Below are 16,928 nucleotides of genomic sequence, written 5' to 3'. Positions count from 1 at the left end.
AACTTTTAAAAAGAATATAGATTGGTAAGCCTTATTTCGAATAGAGTTTGATTTGGGTTAAAACTGTTCTTATTAAGGCTCATTTCATGGTGCTAAAGATTCATTTGGAGAAGACTGTCTTGATCAGAAAAGACCCTTCCAATATATTGAAGTAAAAGATATCGGGAGGAACTCTTTTGAAAAAGATGTTGATGTTAGCTTTTACATTTCTTTTGGCTTTGACTATCCATGTAGGGGAAGCTTCGGCCGTTATCGTGAAAGATGAGGAGAAAGTGAGTTTTACAATGACAGAGAATGAAAAATGGTTTATGAAGTCTGATAACCTAAATTCAAACCATTGGACATCTCACTTTGGGTACAGATTCACCATTTTCGATACTGGAGGATGTACAATTAACGCAAGAATCATGCGAATGACTTTGTCAGGATATGAAATAACCGTTAGTGAAAAAAACTTCTCGGGGGATCATTTTGATTTTAGTGCAACTGATCGAGTTGAGACGATGCCTTATAAGACTCATTATTTGATTTTGACAAAAGATCCAGATTGCGGAGATGTTAAAGTAAAAGGTCTATACGGTTTTCAGTTTGATCAGCCAGAATGGTAATAAAAAAGTATCTGGATTCTCACCAGCCTAAACGCCAGCCAAGCTAATGTCTACATGCAGACATTAGCTTTTTTCATTGTTTAATAGGCTGTCGTCAGGATTCTAGAAGACTTTCTCGTAATAGTCGTCTCCTGTCACATGAAGCCCAAATGACAGGGGAAATGTATATCATTCACACTTTCCGTCGTGAAAATGTAAATGTATTCATAAAAATCCCGCAGCATATCAGCAGTGCGCCGAGGATAATATTGATGGTGATCTGTTCGTGCAATTGCAGCCATCCAAAGAATAGGGCCAATACGGGAACAAACATTAATGCCATGGATGCTTTTGACGCTTGGATTTGATTGAGCACCCAAAACCATACGACAAAGGTAAAGCCGGTGGAAAGCAAGCCATTAAACAGCAATGACCACACCGCCTGATATGTCCACTCGGCTGAAGGGACCGCCTCAAATATAAAGGAAAACACCAATAACATGACGGCTCCCATCATAAGGTGCCAGGCATTCATGTGAATAATATCGATATGCTTGAATTGTAGCTTGCTGAACACATTCGCGATTCCCCAGCTAAGCGCTGCCGCAAGTACGCACAGCTCCCCAAATAAAGCGCTTTGATCGATATTGAGCATTTCCTTTCCAAATATAAATAACAGTCCGAAGAGGCCGCAGACCAGTCCCATCGTTTTATACACATTCATTTTCTCGTTTAATGAAAAATGGCTGATCACCGTAACAAATATAGGCATTGTATATACCAAAACAGAGGTTTTCCCTGAATCGACAAACTGCATTCCATACGTCAAAATCCCCATATAGCCCAGCCCCATCAACAGGCTCATGATGATATAGCTTTTGAGATGTTCTTTTTGAATTGAAAGCTTTTTTCTTTGGATGAAGAGAATGAGAAATAAAGGAACTGCTCCGATGAACAGGCGCAAACCCGAAAATAAAAGCGGGGGGATGTCATGAATTCCTACTTTCATCGCAACCCAAGTATAACCCCAAATAAGTGTGACAGATATGATTCCCAGCATAACTTTTACCATAATGAAGCCGCCTTTCTTGTTAAAATATCGTGCTGGTTTCTATCATATGTTACATTTATGTATAACTGAAATACATTTTTATTATTGGGGGTATAACCAAATGGTTATGAACATGAACCATCTTCACATATTTGTAAAAGTCGGGGAGAAATTAAATATTACAGAAGCGGCAAAAGAATTGTTCATCTCTCAGCCGGCGGTAAGTAAAGCGATAAAAAACCTGGAGAGCTCACTGCAGCTCAAATTATTGATCAGGGATAAACATCATGGTTTAATGCTGACTGACATCGGAAAAGAAATATTGCTGCTGGCGAGGCAAATGAAGGGAATTGAAAGCAAAATATATCAAGTAGCCAACCGGGAAAACAAGCTGTTAAACGGGAAGGTGAAAATTGGTTCATTTCCTGCAGTTTCAACAAATATCATGCCACAGGCGATTGCGGCATTCAGATCAAACTACCCGCTGATCCGCATAGAATTGATCGAAGGAACCTCTGACCAAATAAAAGGATGGGTTGAAGATCGGACGGTTGATATCGGGATCGCAGCATCTCCATTTGAACCGTTTGAAAATCAGCTATTGTGTAACGACTATATGGTGGCCGTCATCCCGCCGCAGCGTGACGAATTAAAACTTGAAAAGCATGTCGACCTTGAAACATATCAAGATGACCTCATTTTTTGTAAAGGCGGTCATGAAATCGCGATGTCAAACGCATTTTCGCAATACAACATCGAATTAAAGGAAAACTTAACTGTGCAAAATGCCGAAACCTTGATTAATATGGTCAAAAATAACTTGGGTATCGGCATCATTTCAAACTTTACACTTTCATCCGTCCCGCATCAATTGATTAAAAAGGACATCTTTCCTAGGGTTACACGCGATATTGGCGTCATCGTACATTCATTTGAAGAGATAACGCCGGCGGCGCATGAGTTTGTCAAAGTGTTGAAAGCAGTTGTAATCTGAATCAGTTATCGTGTTGCGATGAAATTTGAAGAAGATGAATACTCACCGGCAGAGTTACATAAAAGAAAAAAGCAACCATTTGAACGTTGCTTTTCACTCTATTTGGGACCTTGTATGCGTATGCTAAGAAAAAGATTCATCCATCTCTGCCTTTGTGGGACTCTGCTCCTTAACTTGTTTTAATGATGCTACTATAAGAAAGCTAACAATCACTAGCAAGAGCCATGAACTTACCTTTCCAAGGTGTACGAGACTCCATGTATCGATTTGGTTTGGATATTTCCAAGCTCCAAAAAACGTAGCGATATTTTCCGCTATCCATATAAAAAATCCGATGAGTACAAAAGAAAGTGCGAGCGGCATACGGTAACGAGCTCCATTCACCTCGTATGTAACCCATGTTTGCCAAAAGACAATGATGACAAGCCCTGATAACCACCATCGAATGTCTATAGAAAAATGGTGGGTGAAAAAATTCAAATAAATCGCTGCGGCAAGCGGAACAACTGCAAAAAAAGACGGCCACTTAACCAGTTCAACCTTAAGCCTTCTCCATGCCTGGCACAAATAACTGGCTACACTTGCGTACATAAAGCCGCTATACAAAGGTACTCCAAATATTTTGGAGTATCCTTCTTCTGGATAAGACCAGGAGCCCATATGGACTTTAAAAAGTTCCAGAGCAAGCCCAATAAGGTGGAATAATGTGATCACTTTTAATTCATCCCGTGTTTCAAGACCGGAACGCACCATCCACAATTGCATGAGAACGCAGATAATGAGCAGCCAGTCATATCGCGGCAAGAAGGGCAGTGGGATGATTTGCGTAATAGCCAAAGAGGCAAAAATAACGGCAGGAAACAAACATGAAAGGGCTTGTTCCCAGCCAAAAAGAACGATTTGTTTTATTGCTCTCATGATGTATGCCTCCTCCATAGTTGTGTTCTTCGTGTATGGAAGGGACGCTTAGTATAGCAGCTAGATGGATATAAGTTTATGTCCATAAGCTCACCGCCAATCACTTTATTTTTCTGTTGATCTTACATATTTTTTACGAATCCTGTGTGTCTTCATCACTTCGGTATTCCAATATATCCCCGGGCTGACATTCTAAAGCCTTGCAAATCGCTTCTAAAGTTAATAATCGAATAGCCTTTGCTTTTCCGTTTTTCAATATCGAAAGATTAGCCATGGTGATGCCAACTCTCTCTGAAAGCTCTGTTACGCTCATTTTCCTCTTAGCAAGCATCACATCAATGTTGATAATAATCGCCATGTCATCACCTCAGACCGTTAAGTCATTTTCTGATTTTATATCTATCGCTTCTTTTAACAGTTTTTGAAGAACAGCAGCAAAGACCGCAATCACCATTGAAGCAAAAATAATAACCAATCCGATCACAATGATACCCGGGGCGTCGTCTATCTCGGCCATCAGATAAAAGACAGGCATGCCTGCTGCGTAAAAGATACTGATAGTGACTGCGCAGTATTTTATATTCTTCAAAGCTCTTACAGACAAACCCGAGAAAGCTTTGTTTTTGTCAATATAGCTTAAAAGTTTGAACGCTTGATAAAGAGCAAAGTAAAAAGGTATCGCCGTTACATACAAATAGATGAAAACGAGATATTTTATATAAGCGATATTTGGAAATAATTCTGCTGAATAGTTGGCTATCTTAGGCACTAAAAAAATGCATAAAGCAAGAATTGGAATTCCAATAAGAACCAAAGCTATCTTTAAAAAAATTGTCGACATTCGATTCATAACAAGCACCTCATTTATTTGTTGTCTAATTGAATGTAACAAAAAATTTATCGTTTCTCAATAAAAAAATATTGATATGGATTGATTTGCTGTTGTTATAGGAGACCCTTTTCATTTTTGACAAGACAAAAAAGCATCCCTCATCACTGGGAGATGCTGAACTACTTCAAACTTGCCGACTGAATGAACCGTTTGCCTCAGTGAGCTCAGGGATCGGTGTGAACATAAAGCTAAGCTCTTTTATGAAGGTTTTTATCAACGTCTAAAGATTCAAACAAACGATGGGAAGAAATACATCAAAGGATAAGCGGCTGTTCATACTAATGATCGGGAGGTAAACCGACTTATGATACAAATTTTGATACAAATTTTGATCACTGGTCTTTTTTTATTGGCTCAGCCGAGTGAGCCGCAGGACAGTTTAACGGTCACACAGCAAGGACGGACGATTGCCACTGTTAACCGTGAAGACTTTACAATGCCTCTTCCCGGCACTCCAATGGTTGACTATGAAAAATACAGTAAATTCATCAAACAGCTTGATCAGAAAGTGTACCGTGAGCCGATAAATGCTGTCCTTAACGATCATGGAAGCATCGTCCCGGGCAGGGTTGGCTACAAACTGTATCAACAGGCGTTTATGGAAAAGTTTTATGCGTATTTTTATGGGCAAGGTCCCTCCAAGATAGAAGTGCCGGAAATGAACATTTATCCGAAAGTTGACAGCGAGCTGCTAGCTCACATCAGTACGCAGCAGCTTGGTCAGTACGTGACGTATTTTAACTCAAGCAATAAAAGCCGTTCACACAATATTTCTCTTTCTGCAAAAGCAATCGACAATCACGTTGTTTTCCCTAATGAGACGTTTTCGTTTAACCAAGTTGTGGGAATGAGAACTCGGAACAAAGGATATAAAAGTGCACCCATTATTGTAAAAGGGGAGTTGTCTGAAGGTGTAGGAGGAGGAATTTGTCAGGTGTCCTCAACTCTATTTAATGCCGTTGATCGTGCAGGACTGCAGATCGTTCAGCGCTATTCTCATACTAGAAGTGTACCATATGTACCGCCCGGACGGGATGCGACGGTAAGCTGGGGAGGTCCTGACTTTCGCTTTCAAAACCAATATAACCAACCAATCTTAATTCGGGCAAAAAGGTATGGGGGAAGTATGATTATTACGCTATACTCTTCTGATGTGATAAACAGCAAATTGAGAAAAATCCCCAAGGCTCCATCTCGGATACCGAAAGAAATAAATGCAGAGCAGTAAAAGACAAAACCTCAGGTAAGGTTTTGGTTAAGAGAGCTTGTAGATTGCTCAAAATCAATTCTTTAAGGAGCAGCCAGTGAAAGGAAGGAGGGATAAATGAAGTGAAAAGGGTATTATTTTCTGTAATTGTTTTTACAGCAGTTGGATTTACGTTTTGCCAATCAAAAGCGCATGCCCTGACTTTTACGGTGTTGCCTATTACACAAAAAACAGACCAGTGGTCAGTAAAAGTAAGTGAAGCAAAAAATGTAAAGGAATTTGCGAGACCTCAAAAAGGAGAATATCAAGTATATTCCTTGGAAGTCAAAAATATAGGGGAAAAAGCAGCTACAGTGGATGTGCAATTGTATAGAAATGACCCTGATTCAATCACAAGGTTTTCACTTTTTGGATGTCCCGATGAAAATTGTGTCAAACCAAAAGAAGATTCTAAAATGTTAGCTGAAAGTTTAAATGATGGCTCACCGCTGAAGTTCAATCATTTTATGCTGGCAGATAAAGCCTCTGAATTAGAAGTTGTTATAATTTGGACACAGAAGGGGCAAGAAGGACGCAATTTAAAACAGACCTTTAAATTCACTGAAGATGGCGTTAATTAGACAGTAAAGATAGAATGGCTTTGATGATTCGATCTCTTACTTTGCCTGAGGAAAAAACGAAAATAATTGTTGGAAAACCATCGTAGCTGAGTCAAATGTCAAAGTGACTGTGATTTATGACTATAGAGAAGAACCAGAGGAGGCTTTTTGGATACACTTATCCGATGGGAGTGAAATGTTTGTCGATGATCACAAAGTCTTTATGGAATACGAATAGAGACTTTGTGACTGACTGCGCATTTCAGCGTAACATTTTACTGATAATGACAGTGACACCTAAACAAGTGCAGCCCGTTTCGTTATTAAAAATCTTTAATTTCGAAATTTTCAGAGTTCAATTTCAGTCAATTCAGTTATCATCGAAAGAAGAGGAACAAAAGTCACCAGCTATTTGGACAACTTTTAGCGTTTTTTTGATGGGAGATTTGTGACTCACGAGATCATGAGTATAAATAAATTTGAAAAATCACTTAATAAACTCTTGTTAGCTTGATTTTTCAAAATAAAAAGCCCATTTTAAAACAAAATTGTATGTAAGGCGTGATATACGGTTAAATTTTGTCTCTGAAAGAGCTTTAATTTAAATTCGAAGTTTTTAATTTTCCTTTTAGTAACATTTTGATCATATTTTCCTACTAAAGAGTTAGGGAAGTGGGGAAAAGCATGAGAAAAAAGAACAATATTAAGAAATGGCTATTGATCATTGCTGGATTCTTGATCATCTGCATCATCACATTATTTGTAATGGTATCAGGAAACAAAGTGAAATATGAGGGCAGCGGGAAAAGCGGACTGTGGATGTCTAACCTTGAAAAATCAGACAAAACTTCAATTGGACCTAATTATTTTCTAAATCTATATTGGCAGGGGAGTAAGAAGGACGAAAAGAGGACTGTCATAGAAAAAATCACCTTATACATAGATGGTAAAATGTATGATGACAGGGAAAATTATGATTTGTCAGAATACACAGGTGATGAAATGCCAGGTGGGGGACGCATGGAGGACCATATTGCCACCTTTGATTATATGCCTGAAGATGAAGTGATAGGACATGATGTATTAGTGAAAGTGGAGTGGAAGACAGGCCAGAAAAAACAGACAGAAGAAATCAAATTACATAAGAAGCCATGGTATAAAAAATAGCTTATTTGATGTATTTGTGATCACATTGGTGGTCACTTTTTTATTTGCGGATTCCTAGGCACAGCAATCTAAGATTCTGCATAGGCTGAAATAAAATCTTGTTCATTTCTAAAACGAGGTGCATGCTGTTGGAACAACAACCAATCAATCATGATGACAGAAACGTGCCGCAGCCTATTCGAAGTGATGGAGCTGGAGCTATTGATGCAGGCCCGCGAAATATAATACGGGATATTCAAAATCCGAATATACTTGTTCCGCCTGTTACAGATGAGGGTATGATTCCTAACTTGAGATTTTCATTCTCAGACGCTCCCATGAAATTAGATCACGGCGGATGGTCAAGAGAAATCACCGTAAGACAGCTTCCGATTTCGACTGCGATTGCAGGTGTAAACATGAGCTTAACTGCGGGAGGCGTCCGCGAGCTTCATTGGCATAAGCAAGCGGAGTGGGCTTATATGCTTTTGGGACGGGCACGTATCACCGCTGTTGACCAAGACGGACGAAATTTCATTGCTGATGTTGGTCCCGGCGACCTTTGGTACTTCCCAGCAGGAATTCCGCATTCCATACAGGGATTGGAACACTGCGAGTTTCTGCTCGTATTCGATGATGGAAACTTTTCTGAGTTTTCAACGTTAACCATTTCAGATTGGCTTGCACACACACCAAAAGACGTTCTATCTGCAAATTTCGGTGTCCCGGTGAATGCTTTCAACTCTCTTCCGTCTGAGCAAGTCTATATCTACCAAGGGAATGTGCCGGGATCAGTCGCGAGTGAAGACATTCAGTCACCATATGGAAAAGTCCCCATGACCTTTAAACACGAGTTGTTAAATCAACCCCCAATTCAAATGCCAGGGGGGAGTGTACGAATTGTGGATTCTTCTAACTTCCCAATTTCAAAAACGATAGCCGCTGCACTTGTTCAGATTGAGCCTGGCGCGATGAGAGAGCTTCATTGGCATCCCAATAGCGATGAGTGGCAATATTATCTAACAGGACAGGGACGAATGACGGTATTTATCGGAAATGGGACTGCCCGCACATTTGATTATAGAGCAGGCGACGTGGGATACGTGCCTTCTAATGCTGGCCACTATATACAGAATACTGGTACAGAAACATTATGGTTTTTAGAAATGTTCAAAAGTGACCGTTATGCAGATGTGTCACTCAATCAGTGGATGGCATTGACGCCTAAAGAATTAGTGCAAAGCAACTTGAATGCTGGATCAGTCATGCTTGATTCTCTGCGTAAGAAGAAAGTGCCTGTTGTGAAATATCCCGGTACGTAAAGACTGAACCGATCACACAGTGGTCTTAAAGTAACTAGAGCTGAATTTTGGCCTGTGTTTTATCAAATCCCTATATATACGTTATGTAGGGTTTTTCTGCTTGAATCGTATTGTAATGAGCTTTAAAATGTTAATGTGGAAATGATAACCACCCGCTAATGGAAATTCAATGGCCGATTTCTACCAGTTTGATTGGCTTTAAAGGAGGACAAGAATGAAAGCATTCATATTTTTATCCAGTTTGACTGCTATTGGGAGCTCTATAATGGGGCGATGGTTAGGGATGCTGGATGATTCTTATGCTGTTGGCGATGCTTGGTTTATAGGTGTTTTAGCTGGATTGATTTCACTTCTAATATTGATTGATAGTCAAACGATGACAAAGAATTACATAGTAAGTTTAAGTACGATACTAGGCATTCTTGGAGTGGGATTTATATATTTTCCAGCTGCATTCATCAACATATTATTAAGTATTACACTGGATAAACAAAAGAAAGAAGACCTTCATGTAAGATGAAAGAAATTTCATTTAATTCTTAGGAGGGAAAGTGTATGGATGTACCTCTATGGGCTTATATCATATTTGCAATCACAGGTGCGGCAGGTTTCATAAGTTTAATGTGGTTCAGTTTTTTTGCTGACAAAATAGAAAAGTGAAGCGATTTTATAAAAATGTAAACTATTTTATATGAAAGGGATAACATTGCTTATTTAAGTTTACATAATAAAATTATTTCAAACTGATGATAAAATAACTAATTGATCTATGTACTAAATATACATAATTACTAGAGGGATTGGCACCTAAGGAACACAGCTATTTGACAAGTTCTTGCTAGAGAATTTCAATCACTACATATGATTTTCTGCATCAAGAAGCTCAGCTGAATTATTTTTGGGTGAATTTACTAATGATGAAACCTGGTATGCTTCCATGTCATCAGCATCATAAGGCAGCAGCAAACTTTGCAGATAATCAGGGCTTGTATTTTTGGGGTTAAGCCACTCCTTTTCATGATCATGGGCCAATATAACCGGCATTCGGTCGTGTATATCTTTCATGAACTCATTAGGCTCAGTTGTTATGATAGTGCAGGTATAAAGAGGGTCTCCTTGATGTGTGCTCCACTTTTCATATAAGCCAGCAAACGCAAAAAGAGCAGATGATTTCAATTTGATCCGCATTGGGATTTTGGTTTTGGAATCAAGCCGTTTCCATTCATAAAAACTGTCTGCTGGTATGATGCAGCGTTTGCTGACAAGCGGTCTTCGAAAGGCCGGTTTCTCGGTAATTGTTTCGGCTCGAGCATTGATCATTTTATAACCGATCTTTTCATCTTTTGCCCAAGGTGGAATAAGTCCCCATCTAAGCTTGCCTAAGCGATTATTTGATCCATCATTGATGATTGCAAGGATGTTTTGTGATGGTGCGACATTATAGCTTGGCTGGTATTCACCTTTAGGAAAAAATTGATCGATGTCAAATTGGTCAATAATATCATCAAATGCAGAGTACAAAGTAAACCTGCCGCACATATCCATCATCCTTTTTAGGGGTTTTTGAATAGTTTGTCGGACGAACGTTCATTTAATACAGGTTCAGAACAATGATTTCTTTTCACTTGCGATATACTGGTATAATAAGAAAGCCAGTTAAGAAGTTATTGTGGAAAAGAACATATGCTTTTTGGTTGGACCGACGCTGGATCTTGATGGAGTTACAAGGATCGCTTAAAAATAGCCTATAAGTCTAAAATGAGGCACAGCGTTTTTAACGCATGGCCTCTTTTATATCAGTAGCCAAATACCAGAGTTGTACTTTGTGATCCGGCATATTTCGTGACAAATTCTTTTGTATATTCCGGCGTTTGGACACGATAGCTATAGTTTGACCCGGGATTCCAAGAAGTCAGCGGAGAGGTTTGCTTGTTGAGTGATGGATAGCTGCCTATGTCTTTGAAATAACCAGTGCCCTTGTCGTCAAGGATGCCGCCTTTTTCACTGCCTTTCCCAAAGTAATTATATTCGGAATATATTTTTGCTTTTGTAGCAATTGTAATCGCCTGGTTAAAATTATTGCTGTAATTGTTTTTAACATGAAAGTAACCGTATCTCATCAGACCTGGGCCTCTAACATACAAGTTCTCAAAATAATTATTGGCGATTGTCATGTGGGGGTAGCCGTCATATTGATGCTGAGAATCATCCGGGTATCCTAAAATCAAACCGTATTTATGATTCGCAAATTTTGAGTTGCTGATCGTGATATAATCTGCGGATTTTCCGATATACACGAGTTTATCCAAATCGCTTCCGCTTGCATTATAGCTATGACCTGAGAATGTGACGTGATCAATCCAATAGTTCATACCGGAATCTAAATAAAGCTGGATATCATTATTTCCGTTAATCTGCGGACTGTGTTCAAACGTTAAATTTTGAAAAATGACATTTCCAGAAGCTGATGAAGTTGTTAAATAAATATTTTTCAGCGTTTTTTTCGCGTAAGAGCCCACGAGTGTTTTATTTGAGCCAATGGTAACTGTTGTTTTCGCAGATGCGGAAAGATCATTTTGAAGCACTAAAATTTTCGGAGTGGATCCTCCTAGATGGGTTTTTAAATCATTTACGCTTTGAATGTAAACAATCTGCCCGTTTTTTCCACCCGTTGTGCCCGTTTTAGAGATGCCTTTTTCATTTTTGGCATTTCCGGCAAAACCTAAAAGGCCATTTGTTGAGGTATTCGGAAAATCGACTGCACCTAATGCTTTTCCAGGCAAGAGAACCAAAAACAAGCTAAAGACGGTGAACCATAAACAAAGTCGTTTCATCACAATATGCTTCCTTTCAATTTTAATCATTTCCTTGCGGGATTATTATTACAGTTAATGGAAAGGAATGATAGGTTCTATCTTCCTAATTAATGTTGGGTTACTTAAAAAATAGAGATTGCGCCAAAAGACATACTAACAATTGAAATAGAAGAAAGGATTGATACACCGTTGACTGCAGCAGCTTATCGAAACACCTTGCTATCACTTTTATGTTTAACAGCTGGAATCGTGGATGTAATCGGGTATTTAAGCCTGGGACATGTGTTCACAGCTAATATGACTGGAAACATTGTATTATTGGGGTTAGCTATCGGCAAATCCATTCAGGTCACTGTTTTTAATTCCTTGACTGCGCTAATCGGATTTATATGCGGCGTGATCATTGCTACATTGATGGTCGGAAAGGCGGAAAATACCCTTTGGCCTTCTGCTGTGACAAAAGCCCTCGCACTTGAAGCATTCATTTTGTTTGTCTTTGCTTGTCTTTCTTTTTACCGGGCATTTGTTCCTGTGCACATTCTAATTATACTCATGAGCATTTCTATGGGGATTCAAACTACAGCAGCAAAAAAACTGGGGATCGCAGGTATTTCTTCAACTGTGTTGACCGGCACTTTGGCTTCTCTTTTAGAGGATATATCCGGCCGTTTGTTTTTTAAGAAGCAAAAGAAGACTTTCTTAAGAGATACTGTGTTAAGAGCACTGGCTATTATTTTGTATTGTGTAGGGGCTATTATTGTTGCTCTGGCTGAGCCTGATTTTTATCACTTCATTATTTGGGTTCCGATTGTGCTGATCTTTGGCATCATGATGACAGCTAAGTTGAAACTGAGCGGGGAAAAATAGCTTTTCCTGTATAGCTGTTATCAGGCCAACAGCCTGTTTCATTTCGTTATTGAAGTGCGAATTTTGAGAGGGAAAAATAAGACATTTGGCTGAAGTGCACATTCGTTCATTTGTATTGGCTTTTTCATAAGTACCTACATTTGATATATGAATGATAGTGAATTTGCCTTAAAATCATCTATGAATCTATTTCCTCTTTCAAACCAGATGGATTGAGTCTTATAATGATAATGATTCTCATTTGAAGTCTGGTTTGAGGAGGACCAAATATGAAAAAGATTATGAGTGCATTTGTTGGTATGGTTTTGTTGACGATCTTCTGTTTTTCCCCGCAAGCTTCGGCAGCATATGACGACCTGCATGAAGGTTATGCAACGTATACAGGGTCAGGTTATTCAGGAGGAGCTTTCCTGCTGGATCCCATTCCTTCCGATATGGAGATTACTGCAATAAATCCGGCGGATCTCAATTACGGAGGAGTAAAAGCAGCACTTGCCGGCTCTTATTTGGAAGTTGAAGGGCCAAAAGGGAAAACAACCGTATATGTTACTGATCTTTATCCCGAAGGCGCTCGGGGAGCTCTTGATCTGTCACCTAATGCCTTCCGTAAAATCGGCAATATGAAAGACGGAAAAATCAATATTAAATGGCGTGTTGTCAAAGCCCCAATCACCGGCAATTTCACCTACCGGATCAAAGAAGGCAGCAGCAGGTGGTGGGCAGCAATCCAAGTCAGAAATCACAAGTATCCTGTTATGAAAATGCAATATGAAAAGGATGGTAAGTGGATCAACATGGAGAAAATGGACTATAACCATTTTGTAAGTACGAATTTAGGGACAGGTTCTCTCAAAGTCAGAATGACTGACATCCGCGGAAACGTTGTGAAAGACACCATTCCAAAGCTGCCTGAAAGCGGAACGTCCAAAGCCTATACAGTACCGGGCCATGTTCAGTTTCCTGAATAAAAAATACGAAACAGCGGATCTTTTCCCGCTGTTTTTTCATTGTTCTGCATCTGCATGTAAAAATGTTTTAATCATGTTCAACTGCTCCTGCTTTGGATAACTGGTATACAGCCTGCTTGAAATCCGAATAGGATCTCCGAAAAAATATCTTTCGTAGTGAGTTTGTCTAGTTCCGAATGAACTCATTGTTAAATCCCATGCCAAACGGAAAATTTTCACACGTTCTTCAGCATTTGTATTGGTTGCTTGAAGATATTGGTCAAGATCTTCCCGTATCTCTGAGTCAAATGCATTTTCGGTAGGCAGTGTCACCATTCCGCTAGCTCCAATTAATTGTATGATTTCAGTAAATCGAGGATATAGCTTAGGAATGATCGTACTGATGACTTGAAGAGGAATTAAACAGGGGCGCATATAGCCGAATTCATCTAACTGAGCATCATTTTCCGATTTGTCAATGAGGGCTTTGATTGTTTCCAATCCCACAATGATTTCTGAGAGCTTTTCTTGGATGTGCTGATATTCGGAAACATTAATGGTGTCGACAAGAAGCTGTGCAACACCTAATAGAAATTCAATTTTTATCATTTGCCTAATGACAACCTGGTGAAAGGTAAAGGCATGAAAAGAGCTTTTTGTCATAAAATCTTTAGCTGCTTCCACATTATCGTAAAAAAACACACGATTCCACGGCACTAACACATGATCAAAAACCACAATTGAATCCATTTCTTCATACCTTGAGCTTAAGGGATGATTAAAGGAAGAGTCGCTTAATACAAATGATTCTCTTGTGATGAATTTTACGCCTTTTGTATTAGAAGGGATTGAAAAAGCATAAGCTTCATCTGTTTCAAAGAAAAATTTAGGCGCTGAAAAAACCAAGATTTCATCGGTCAATCCGCCTTGTGTTGCAAGCAGTCGTGCGCCATGAATCATTAAACCTTTTTCGGTTCTATCAATGACTTTAGCAGATATCGGTTTTTCACTTAGCCCAAAATAGGACTGTGACCGGTTCACTTGCGGAGTAATGAATGTATGGGTAAAAGAAAGGTCATGCTTAGCAGCTTGTTCATACATATCTAGTATATGTTCAGGAAAGCAATTCTCTTTATCTTTTAGAAGCTCCGCTGACGAAGCAAAGCTCATCATAACCGTATTCATGTAATCCGGACTTCTCCCCATCATTCCGTGAGTATGTCTAGCCCAATGTTCAATCATGGTCCTTCTTTTTTTCAAATCATTTTTGGTTTTAGGCTGGAGATAGGAAAGGCCGATTCGATTATGATCTCCAGGAAGGCAATAAGTCATTTCATGTATTAACTCATCCTTTGTTTGCAATTCATAAAGTGAGCTTTTTGTTTTGATTATTCCTTTAAATGCAGGATGCTCAGAAATGTTACCCTTTATTTTTTCGCCATCATACCATATTTCGTTTTCTAGTTTATTCAATCGGTCAATGAATTCTTTACCATTGATGATCCCCATTTAAGTTTCGCTCCTTCATATTATGCTGCGTATTGTATTATATTTTCGAGAAAACAGCCGGTTCAGCCAATTTGAGGTGGGAAAAGCCTTTTTTGTATGCCTAATAGAAAATGAGAATAAGAGTGACTTATACGACAAAAGACAGTCAATTTTTCGTGAAGCCTTTCTGAAGATTTAGAGCCGTAAAGAATTTGCTTATTCATATGAAAATAGCACTATAAAACTTGATAACACGTGTCGATATTATGGACATGAGCGTAAGCGAATTGGATTCAAACGCGCTTGAACATATTTTATTTCAGCCATTACATTGTGCGGAAAGGGAAAACGACACATGAAAGTGAAAACAAAATTGCTGGGGATTATATCAATATTAGTTGTTTCAATTATTGGAATTGGAGGCTCCTCAGTATTTATGATTTCTTCTACTGTGAAAAAGAATGAAGAACTTAAAGACAAAATGGAATTCCAAAAAGAGATAAAACACATCCAATATGAATTGACCGGGTTATCAAATGATGAAAGAGGCTTCTTGATTACCGGAGACAAAGAATACGACGAGGGTATGAAGGAAAAAGCAGACGATGTCTTAAAGAGCCTTGACCGGGTTAATGACTTGATTGATGAAGAGAAGTATCAATCCAATATTGAAGACATTAAGACAAGTTTTACTCAGTATAGAGCTTTGAATCAGCAGGTAGTAACAGCCTACTCTTCAAATCCTAAAAAAGCAGAAACCATCCATTTTGGAGAAGAAAGAACATTAAGAAAAGAAGTCGTAGATCCGGCTGTCAATAAGCTGTCTGATCGCCTGGATCAAGAGGTAGAGGATCTAAAGGATGAAATACGGGGCAATGGGAAAATGAGTCAATCGCTCATTATCATTGTCACAGGGATATCAGTAATGTTAGGCATTGTTCTAAGCATAATGCTGTTAAAGTCCATTATGGTGCCACTAAGAAGCATAAATAAGCAGCTGGAGGAAATTGCTCATGGCGAGGCTGATTTAACCAAAAAAGTCATAGTGAAAAATAAAGATGAATTTGGCCAGCTTGCCAAATCTTTTAATTCTTTTACTCATTCATTATCTCAAATTGTGAAGCAGATCAGCAGTTCATCTGAACAAGTCGCCGCTTCCTCCGAAGAATTATCGGCAAGCGCAGAAGAATCAAAATCAACATCTGAACATATTTCCCGAGCCATGCAGATGGCTGCCGAAAGCAATGTGAAACAAAGCTCAATGACAGAAAAGAGTGCGGAATTCATTACTGAATTATTAGACAGTATATCATCTGTTGCTTCAAATACAGGGAACATAGCGGATCTTTCTTCTTCGATGAGAGACAAGGCTGAAATAGGCTCTAAGTCCGTCAACAAGATGTTAGATCAGATGAAATTCATTGATAAATCTGTAGATTCAGCCGGCAATGGATTACAGGCATTGGTAGCGAGCACAGCAGAAATCAGTGATATTTCCTCGCTTATCACGACGATTTCAGAGCAGACCAATTTGCTGGCCCTAAACGCAGCGATCGAGGCGGCCAGAGCCGGAGAGCAAGGAAAAGGATTTGCCGTGGTGGCTGAAGAAGTTCGGAAATTAGCGGATGAAACAAATAAATCAGCAAACCACATCCAATCGGTGGTAGCGACCATCCAAAACGAATCGATAGAAACGGTAAATAATATTAAAGTTGTTCAAGAAAATGTGAGCTCAGGTATTGTTCTTTCTCAAGAGACAACAGGAAATTTCAATGAAATACTGAACCTGGTGGAACAGGTCACTTCTCAAATACAAGAAGTTGCAGCAGCAACTCAACAGCTTACTTCAGGCGTTGAAGTGATTCAGCACACAGTTCATACATTGGCTGCTGGTACAAAAGAAACGTCAGCAAATACAGAAGCGGTTGCAAAATCATCAGAGGAACAGCTACATTCAATGGAGGAAATCTCCTATGCCGCAGAATCTCTATCTCAGTTGGCAGAAGAGCTTCAAACCGTCATTAATCGTTTTAAATATTAAACAGGCTACTTACGTGCAACCCCCATCTTATTCGGTGGGGGTTGGCTACTTTT

General features: G+C 39.2%; 16 protein-coding genes and 3 pseudogenes. 12 read left to right on the top strand and 7 right to left on the bottom strand.

Annotation, left to right across the window (positions count from 1 at the left end; translation table 11 throughout):
* The first annotated feature begins 176 nt into the window (after nucleotides 1-176).
* Nucleotides 177-608, top strand: coding sequence for a hypothetical protein (locus tag KXZ66_RS10915; RefSeq protein ID WP_151870199.1), 432 nt, complete (start codon nucleotides 177-179; stop codon nucleotides 606-608).
* 172 nt (nucleotides 609-780) lie between these two features.
* On the opposite strand, the gene KXZ66_RS10910 is transcribed toward KXZ66_RS10915, so the two are convergent.
* Nucleotides 781-1,659, bottom strand: a complete 879-nt coding sequence (locus tag KXZ66_RS10910; RefSeq protein ID WP_041849917.1) for a DMT family transporter — start codon at nucleotides 1,657-1,659, stop codon at nucleotides 781-783.
* A gap of 100 nt (nucleotides 1,660-1,759) precedes the next feature.
* Between KXZ66_RS10910 and KXZ66_RS10905 the strand changes: the two genes are divergently transcribed.
* Nucleotides 1,760-2,632 (top strand): LysR family transcriptional regulator, encoded by an 873-nt coding sequence (locus tag KXZ66_RS10905; RefSeq protein ID WP_021481419.1) that lies wholly within the window; start codon nucleotides 1,760-1,762, stop codon nucleotides 2,630-2,632.
* Nucleotides 2,633-2,755: 123 nt separating this feature from the next.
* On the opposite strand, the gene KXZ66_RS10900 is transcribed toward KXZ66_RS10905, so the two are convergent.
* The 3 genes and pseudogenes from KXZ66_RS10900 to KXZ66_RS10890 all read right to left on the bottom strand — a co-directional run bounded on the left by KXZ66_RS10900 (nucleotide 2,756) and on the right by KXZ66_RS10890 (nucleotide 4,400).
* Nucleotides 2,756-3,550, bottom strand: a complete 795-nt coding sequence (locus KXZ66_RS10900) for a DUF817 domain-containing protein (RefSeq protein ID WP_041849916.1) — start codon at nucleotides 3,548-3,550, stop codon at nucleotides 2,756-2,758.
* Nucleotides 3,551-3,655: 105 nt separating this feature from the next.
* Nucleotides 3,656-3,908: pseudogene (locus KXZ66_RS10895) on the bottom strand (helix-turn-helix domain-containing protein).
* 9 nt (nucleotides 3,909-3,917) lie between these two features.
* Complete coding sequence (locus KXZ66_RS10890) at nucleotides 3,918-4,400, bottom strand: DUF2975 domain-containing protein (RefSeq protein ID WP_015251949.1); 483 nt, start codon at nucleotides 4,398-4,400, stop codon at nucleotides 3,918-3,920.
* A 358-nt stretch (nucleotides 4,401-4,758) separates the two neighbouring features.
* Here KXZ66_RS10890 and KXZ66_RS10885 point away from each other — a divergent pair, with 358 nt between their 5' ends.
* From KXZ66_RS10885 to KXZ66_RS10855, 7 genes and pseudogenes are all read left to right on the top strand, one after another.
* Entirely contained in the window at nucleotides 4,759-5,670 is a 912-nt protein-coding gene (locus tag KXZ66_RS10885; RefSeq protein WP_015714063.1) for a VanW family protein, read from the top strand.
* Between the two features lie 101 nt (nucleotides 5,671-5,771).
* On the top strand, nucleotides 5,772-6,269 hold the full coding sequence (locus KXZ66_RS10880) for a hypothetical protein (RefSeq protein ID WP_015714062.1): 498 nt from the start codon (nucleotides 5,772-5,774) through the stop codon (nucleotides 6,267-6,269).
* 103 nt (nucleotides 6,270-6,372) lie between these two features.
* Nucleotides 6,373-6,607, top strand: a pseudogene (locus KXZ66_RS10875) (hypothetical protein); the annotation flags it as partial.
* A pseudogene (locus tag KXZ66_RS10870) lies at nucleotides 6,602-6,762 on the top strand (YoaP domain-containing protein); the annotation flags it as partial. The pseudogenes KXZ66_RS10875 and KXZ66_RS10870, both read left to right, overlap by 6 nt.
* 170 nt (nucleotides 6,763-6,932) lie before the next feature.
* Nucleotides 6,933-7,415 carry a DUF4944 domain-containing protein gene (locus KXZ66_RS10865; RefSeq protein WP_015714060.1) on the top strand — a complete coding sequence of 161 codons (483 nt, stop codon included), beginning with the start codon at nucleotides 6,933-6,935 and terminating at the stop codon, nucleotides 7,413-7,415.
* A 122-nt stretch (nucleotides 7,416-7,537) separates the two neighbouring features.
* Nucleotides 7,538-8,716: an oxalate decarboxylase gene (gene oxdD, locus KXZ66_RS10860; protein ID WP_124048221.1), complete on the top strand. Its 1,179-nt coding sequence runs from the start codon at nucleotides 7,538-7,540 to the stop codon at nucleotides 8,714-8,716.
* A gap of 214 nt (nucleotides 8,717-8,930) precedes the next feature.
* Nucleotides 8,931-9,236, top strand: a complete 306-nt coding sequence (locus tag KXZ66_RS10855) for a hypothetical protein (RefSeq protein ID WP_151870200.1) — start codon at nucleotides 8,931-8,933, stop codon at nucleotides 9,234-9,236.
* A 335-nt stretch (nucleotides 9,237-9,571) separates the two neighbouring features.
* On the opposite strand, the gene KXZ66_RS10850 is transcribed toward KXZ66_RS10855, so the two are convergent.
* Both KXZ66_RS10850 and KXZ66_RS10845 read right to left on the bottom strand, forming a co-directional pair.
* Nucleotides 9,572-10,255 (bottom strand): SOS response-associated peptidase, encoded by a 684-nt coding sequence (locus tag KXZ66_RS10850; protein ID WP_038829978.1) that lies wholly within the window; start codon nucleotides 10,253-10,255, stop codon nucleotides 9,572-9,574.
* Between the two features lie 257 nt (nucleotides 10,256-10,512).
* Complete coding sequence (locus tag KXZ66_RS10845; protein WP_004399365.1) at nucleotides 10,513-11,550, bottom strand: polysaccharide lyase family 1 protein; 1,038 nt, start codon at nucleotides 11,548-11,550, stop codon at nucleotides 10,513-10,515.
* Between the two features lie 171 nt (nucleotides 11,551-11,721).
* Here KXZ66_RS10845 and KXZ66_RS10840 point away from each other — a divergent pair, with 171 nt between their 5' ends.
* The gene (locus KXZ66_RS10840; RefSeq protein ID WP_004399503.1) at nucleotides 11,722-12,399 is read left to right on the top strand and encodes a YoaK family protein; all 678 of its coding nucleotides are present in this window, start codon (nucleotides 11,722-11,724) and stop codon (nucleotides 12,397-12,399) included.
* A 269-nt stretch (nucleotides 12,400-12,668) separates the two neighbouring features.
* Nucleotides 12,669-13,367: an expansin ExlX gene (gene exlX, locus KXZ66_RS10835; protein WP_015714055.1), complete on the top strand. Its 699-nt coding sequence runs from the start codon at nucleotides 12,669-12,671 to the stop codon at nucleotides 13,365-13,367.
* 36 nt (nucleotides 13,368-13,403) lie between these two features.
* Here the strand turns inward: exlX and hpaB are convergent, their stop codons facing one another.
* On the bottom strand, nucleotides 13,404-14,855 hold the full coding sequence (hpaB, locus tag KXZ66_RS10830; RefSeq protein ID WP_015714054.1) for a 4-hydroxyphenylacetate 3-monooxygenase, oxygenase component: 1,452 nt from the start codon (nucleotides 14,853-14,855) through the stop codon (nucleotides 13,404-13,406).
* Between the two features lie 334 nt (nucleotides 14,856-15,189).
* Here hpaB and KXZ66_RS10825 point away from each other — a divergent pair, with 334 nt between their 5' ends.
* Nucleotides 15,190-16,875 carry a methyl-accepting chemotaxis protein gene (locus KXZ66_RS10825; RefSeq protein WP_072175719.1) on the top strand — a complete coding sequence of 562 codons (1,686 nt, stop codon included), beginning with the start codon at nucleotides 15,190-15,192 and terminating at the stop codon, nucleotides 16,873-16,875.
* Nucleotides 16,876-16,928: the final 53 nt, after the last annotated feature.

The organism is Bacillus sp. LJBS17 (assembly GCF_019334685.1).
In the GTDB taxonomy this organism is placed as follows: Bacteria; Bacillota; Bacilli; order Bacillales; family Bacillaceae; genus Bacillus; species Bacillus subtilis.
This window is presented reverse-complemented; position numbering and strand designations above follow the sequence as displayed.

Coding starts and splice junctions, on each gene's coding strand:
- KXZ66_RS10905 (WP_021481419.1), top strand. CDS start 1,760: ATGGTTATGAACATGAACCATCTTCACATATTTGTAAAAGTCGGGGAG.
- oxdD (WP_124048221.1), top strand. CDS start 7,538: ATGCTGTTGGAACAACAACCAATCAATCATGATGACAGAAACGTGCCG.
- KXZ66_RS10890 (WP_015251949.1), bottom strand. CDS start 4,400: ATGAATCGAATGTCGACAATTTTTTTAAAGATAGCTTTGGTTCTTATT.
- KXZ66_RS10855 (WP_151870200.1), top strand. CDS start 8,931: ATGAAAGCATTCATATTTTTATCCAGTTTGACTGCTATTGGGAGCTCT.
- KXZ66_RS10845 (WP_004399365.1), bottom strand. CDS start 11,550: ATGAAACGACTTTGTTTATGGTTCACCGTCTTTAGCTTGTTTTTGGTT.
- KXZ66_RS10850 (WP_038829978.1), bottom strand. CDS start 10,255: ATGTGCGGCAGGTTTACTTTGTACTCTGCATTTGATGATATTATTGAC.
- exlX (WP_015714055.1), top strand. CDS start 12,669: ATGAAAAAGATTATGAGTGCATTTGTTGGTATGGTTTTGTTGACGATC.
- KXZ66_RS10865 (WP_015714060.1), top strand. CDS start 6,933: ATGAGAAAAAAGAACAATATTAAGAAATGGCTATTGATCATTGCTGGA.
- KXZ66_RS10900 (WP_041849916.1), bottom strand. CDS start 3,550: ATGAGAGCAATAAAACAAATCGTTCTTTTTGGCTGGGAACAAGCCCTT.
- hpaB (WP_015714054.1), bottom strand. CDS start 14,855: ATGGGGATCATCAATGGTAAAGAATTCATTGACCGATTGAATAAACTA.
- KXZ66_RS10910 (WP_041849917.1), bottom strand. CDS start 1,659: ATGGTAAAAGTTATGCTGGGAATCATATCTGTCACACTTATTTGGGGT.
- KXZ66_RS10825 (WP_072175719.1), top strand. CDS start 15,190: ATGAAAGTGAAAACAAAATTGCTGGGGATTATATCAATATTAGTTGTT.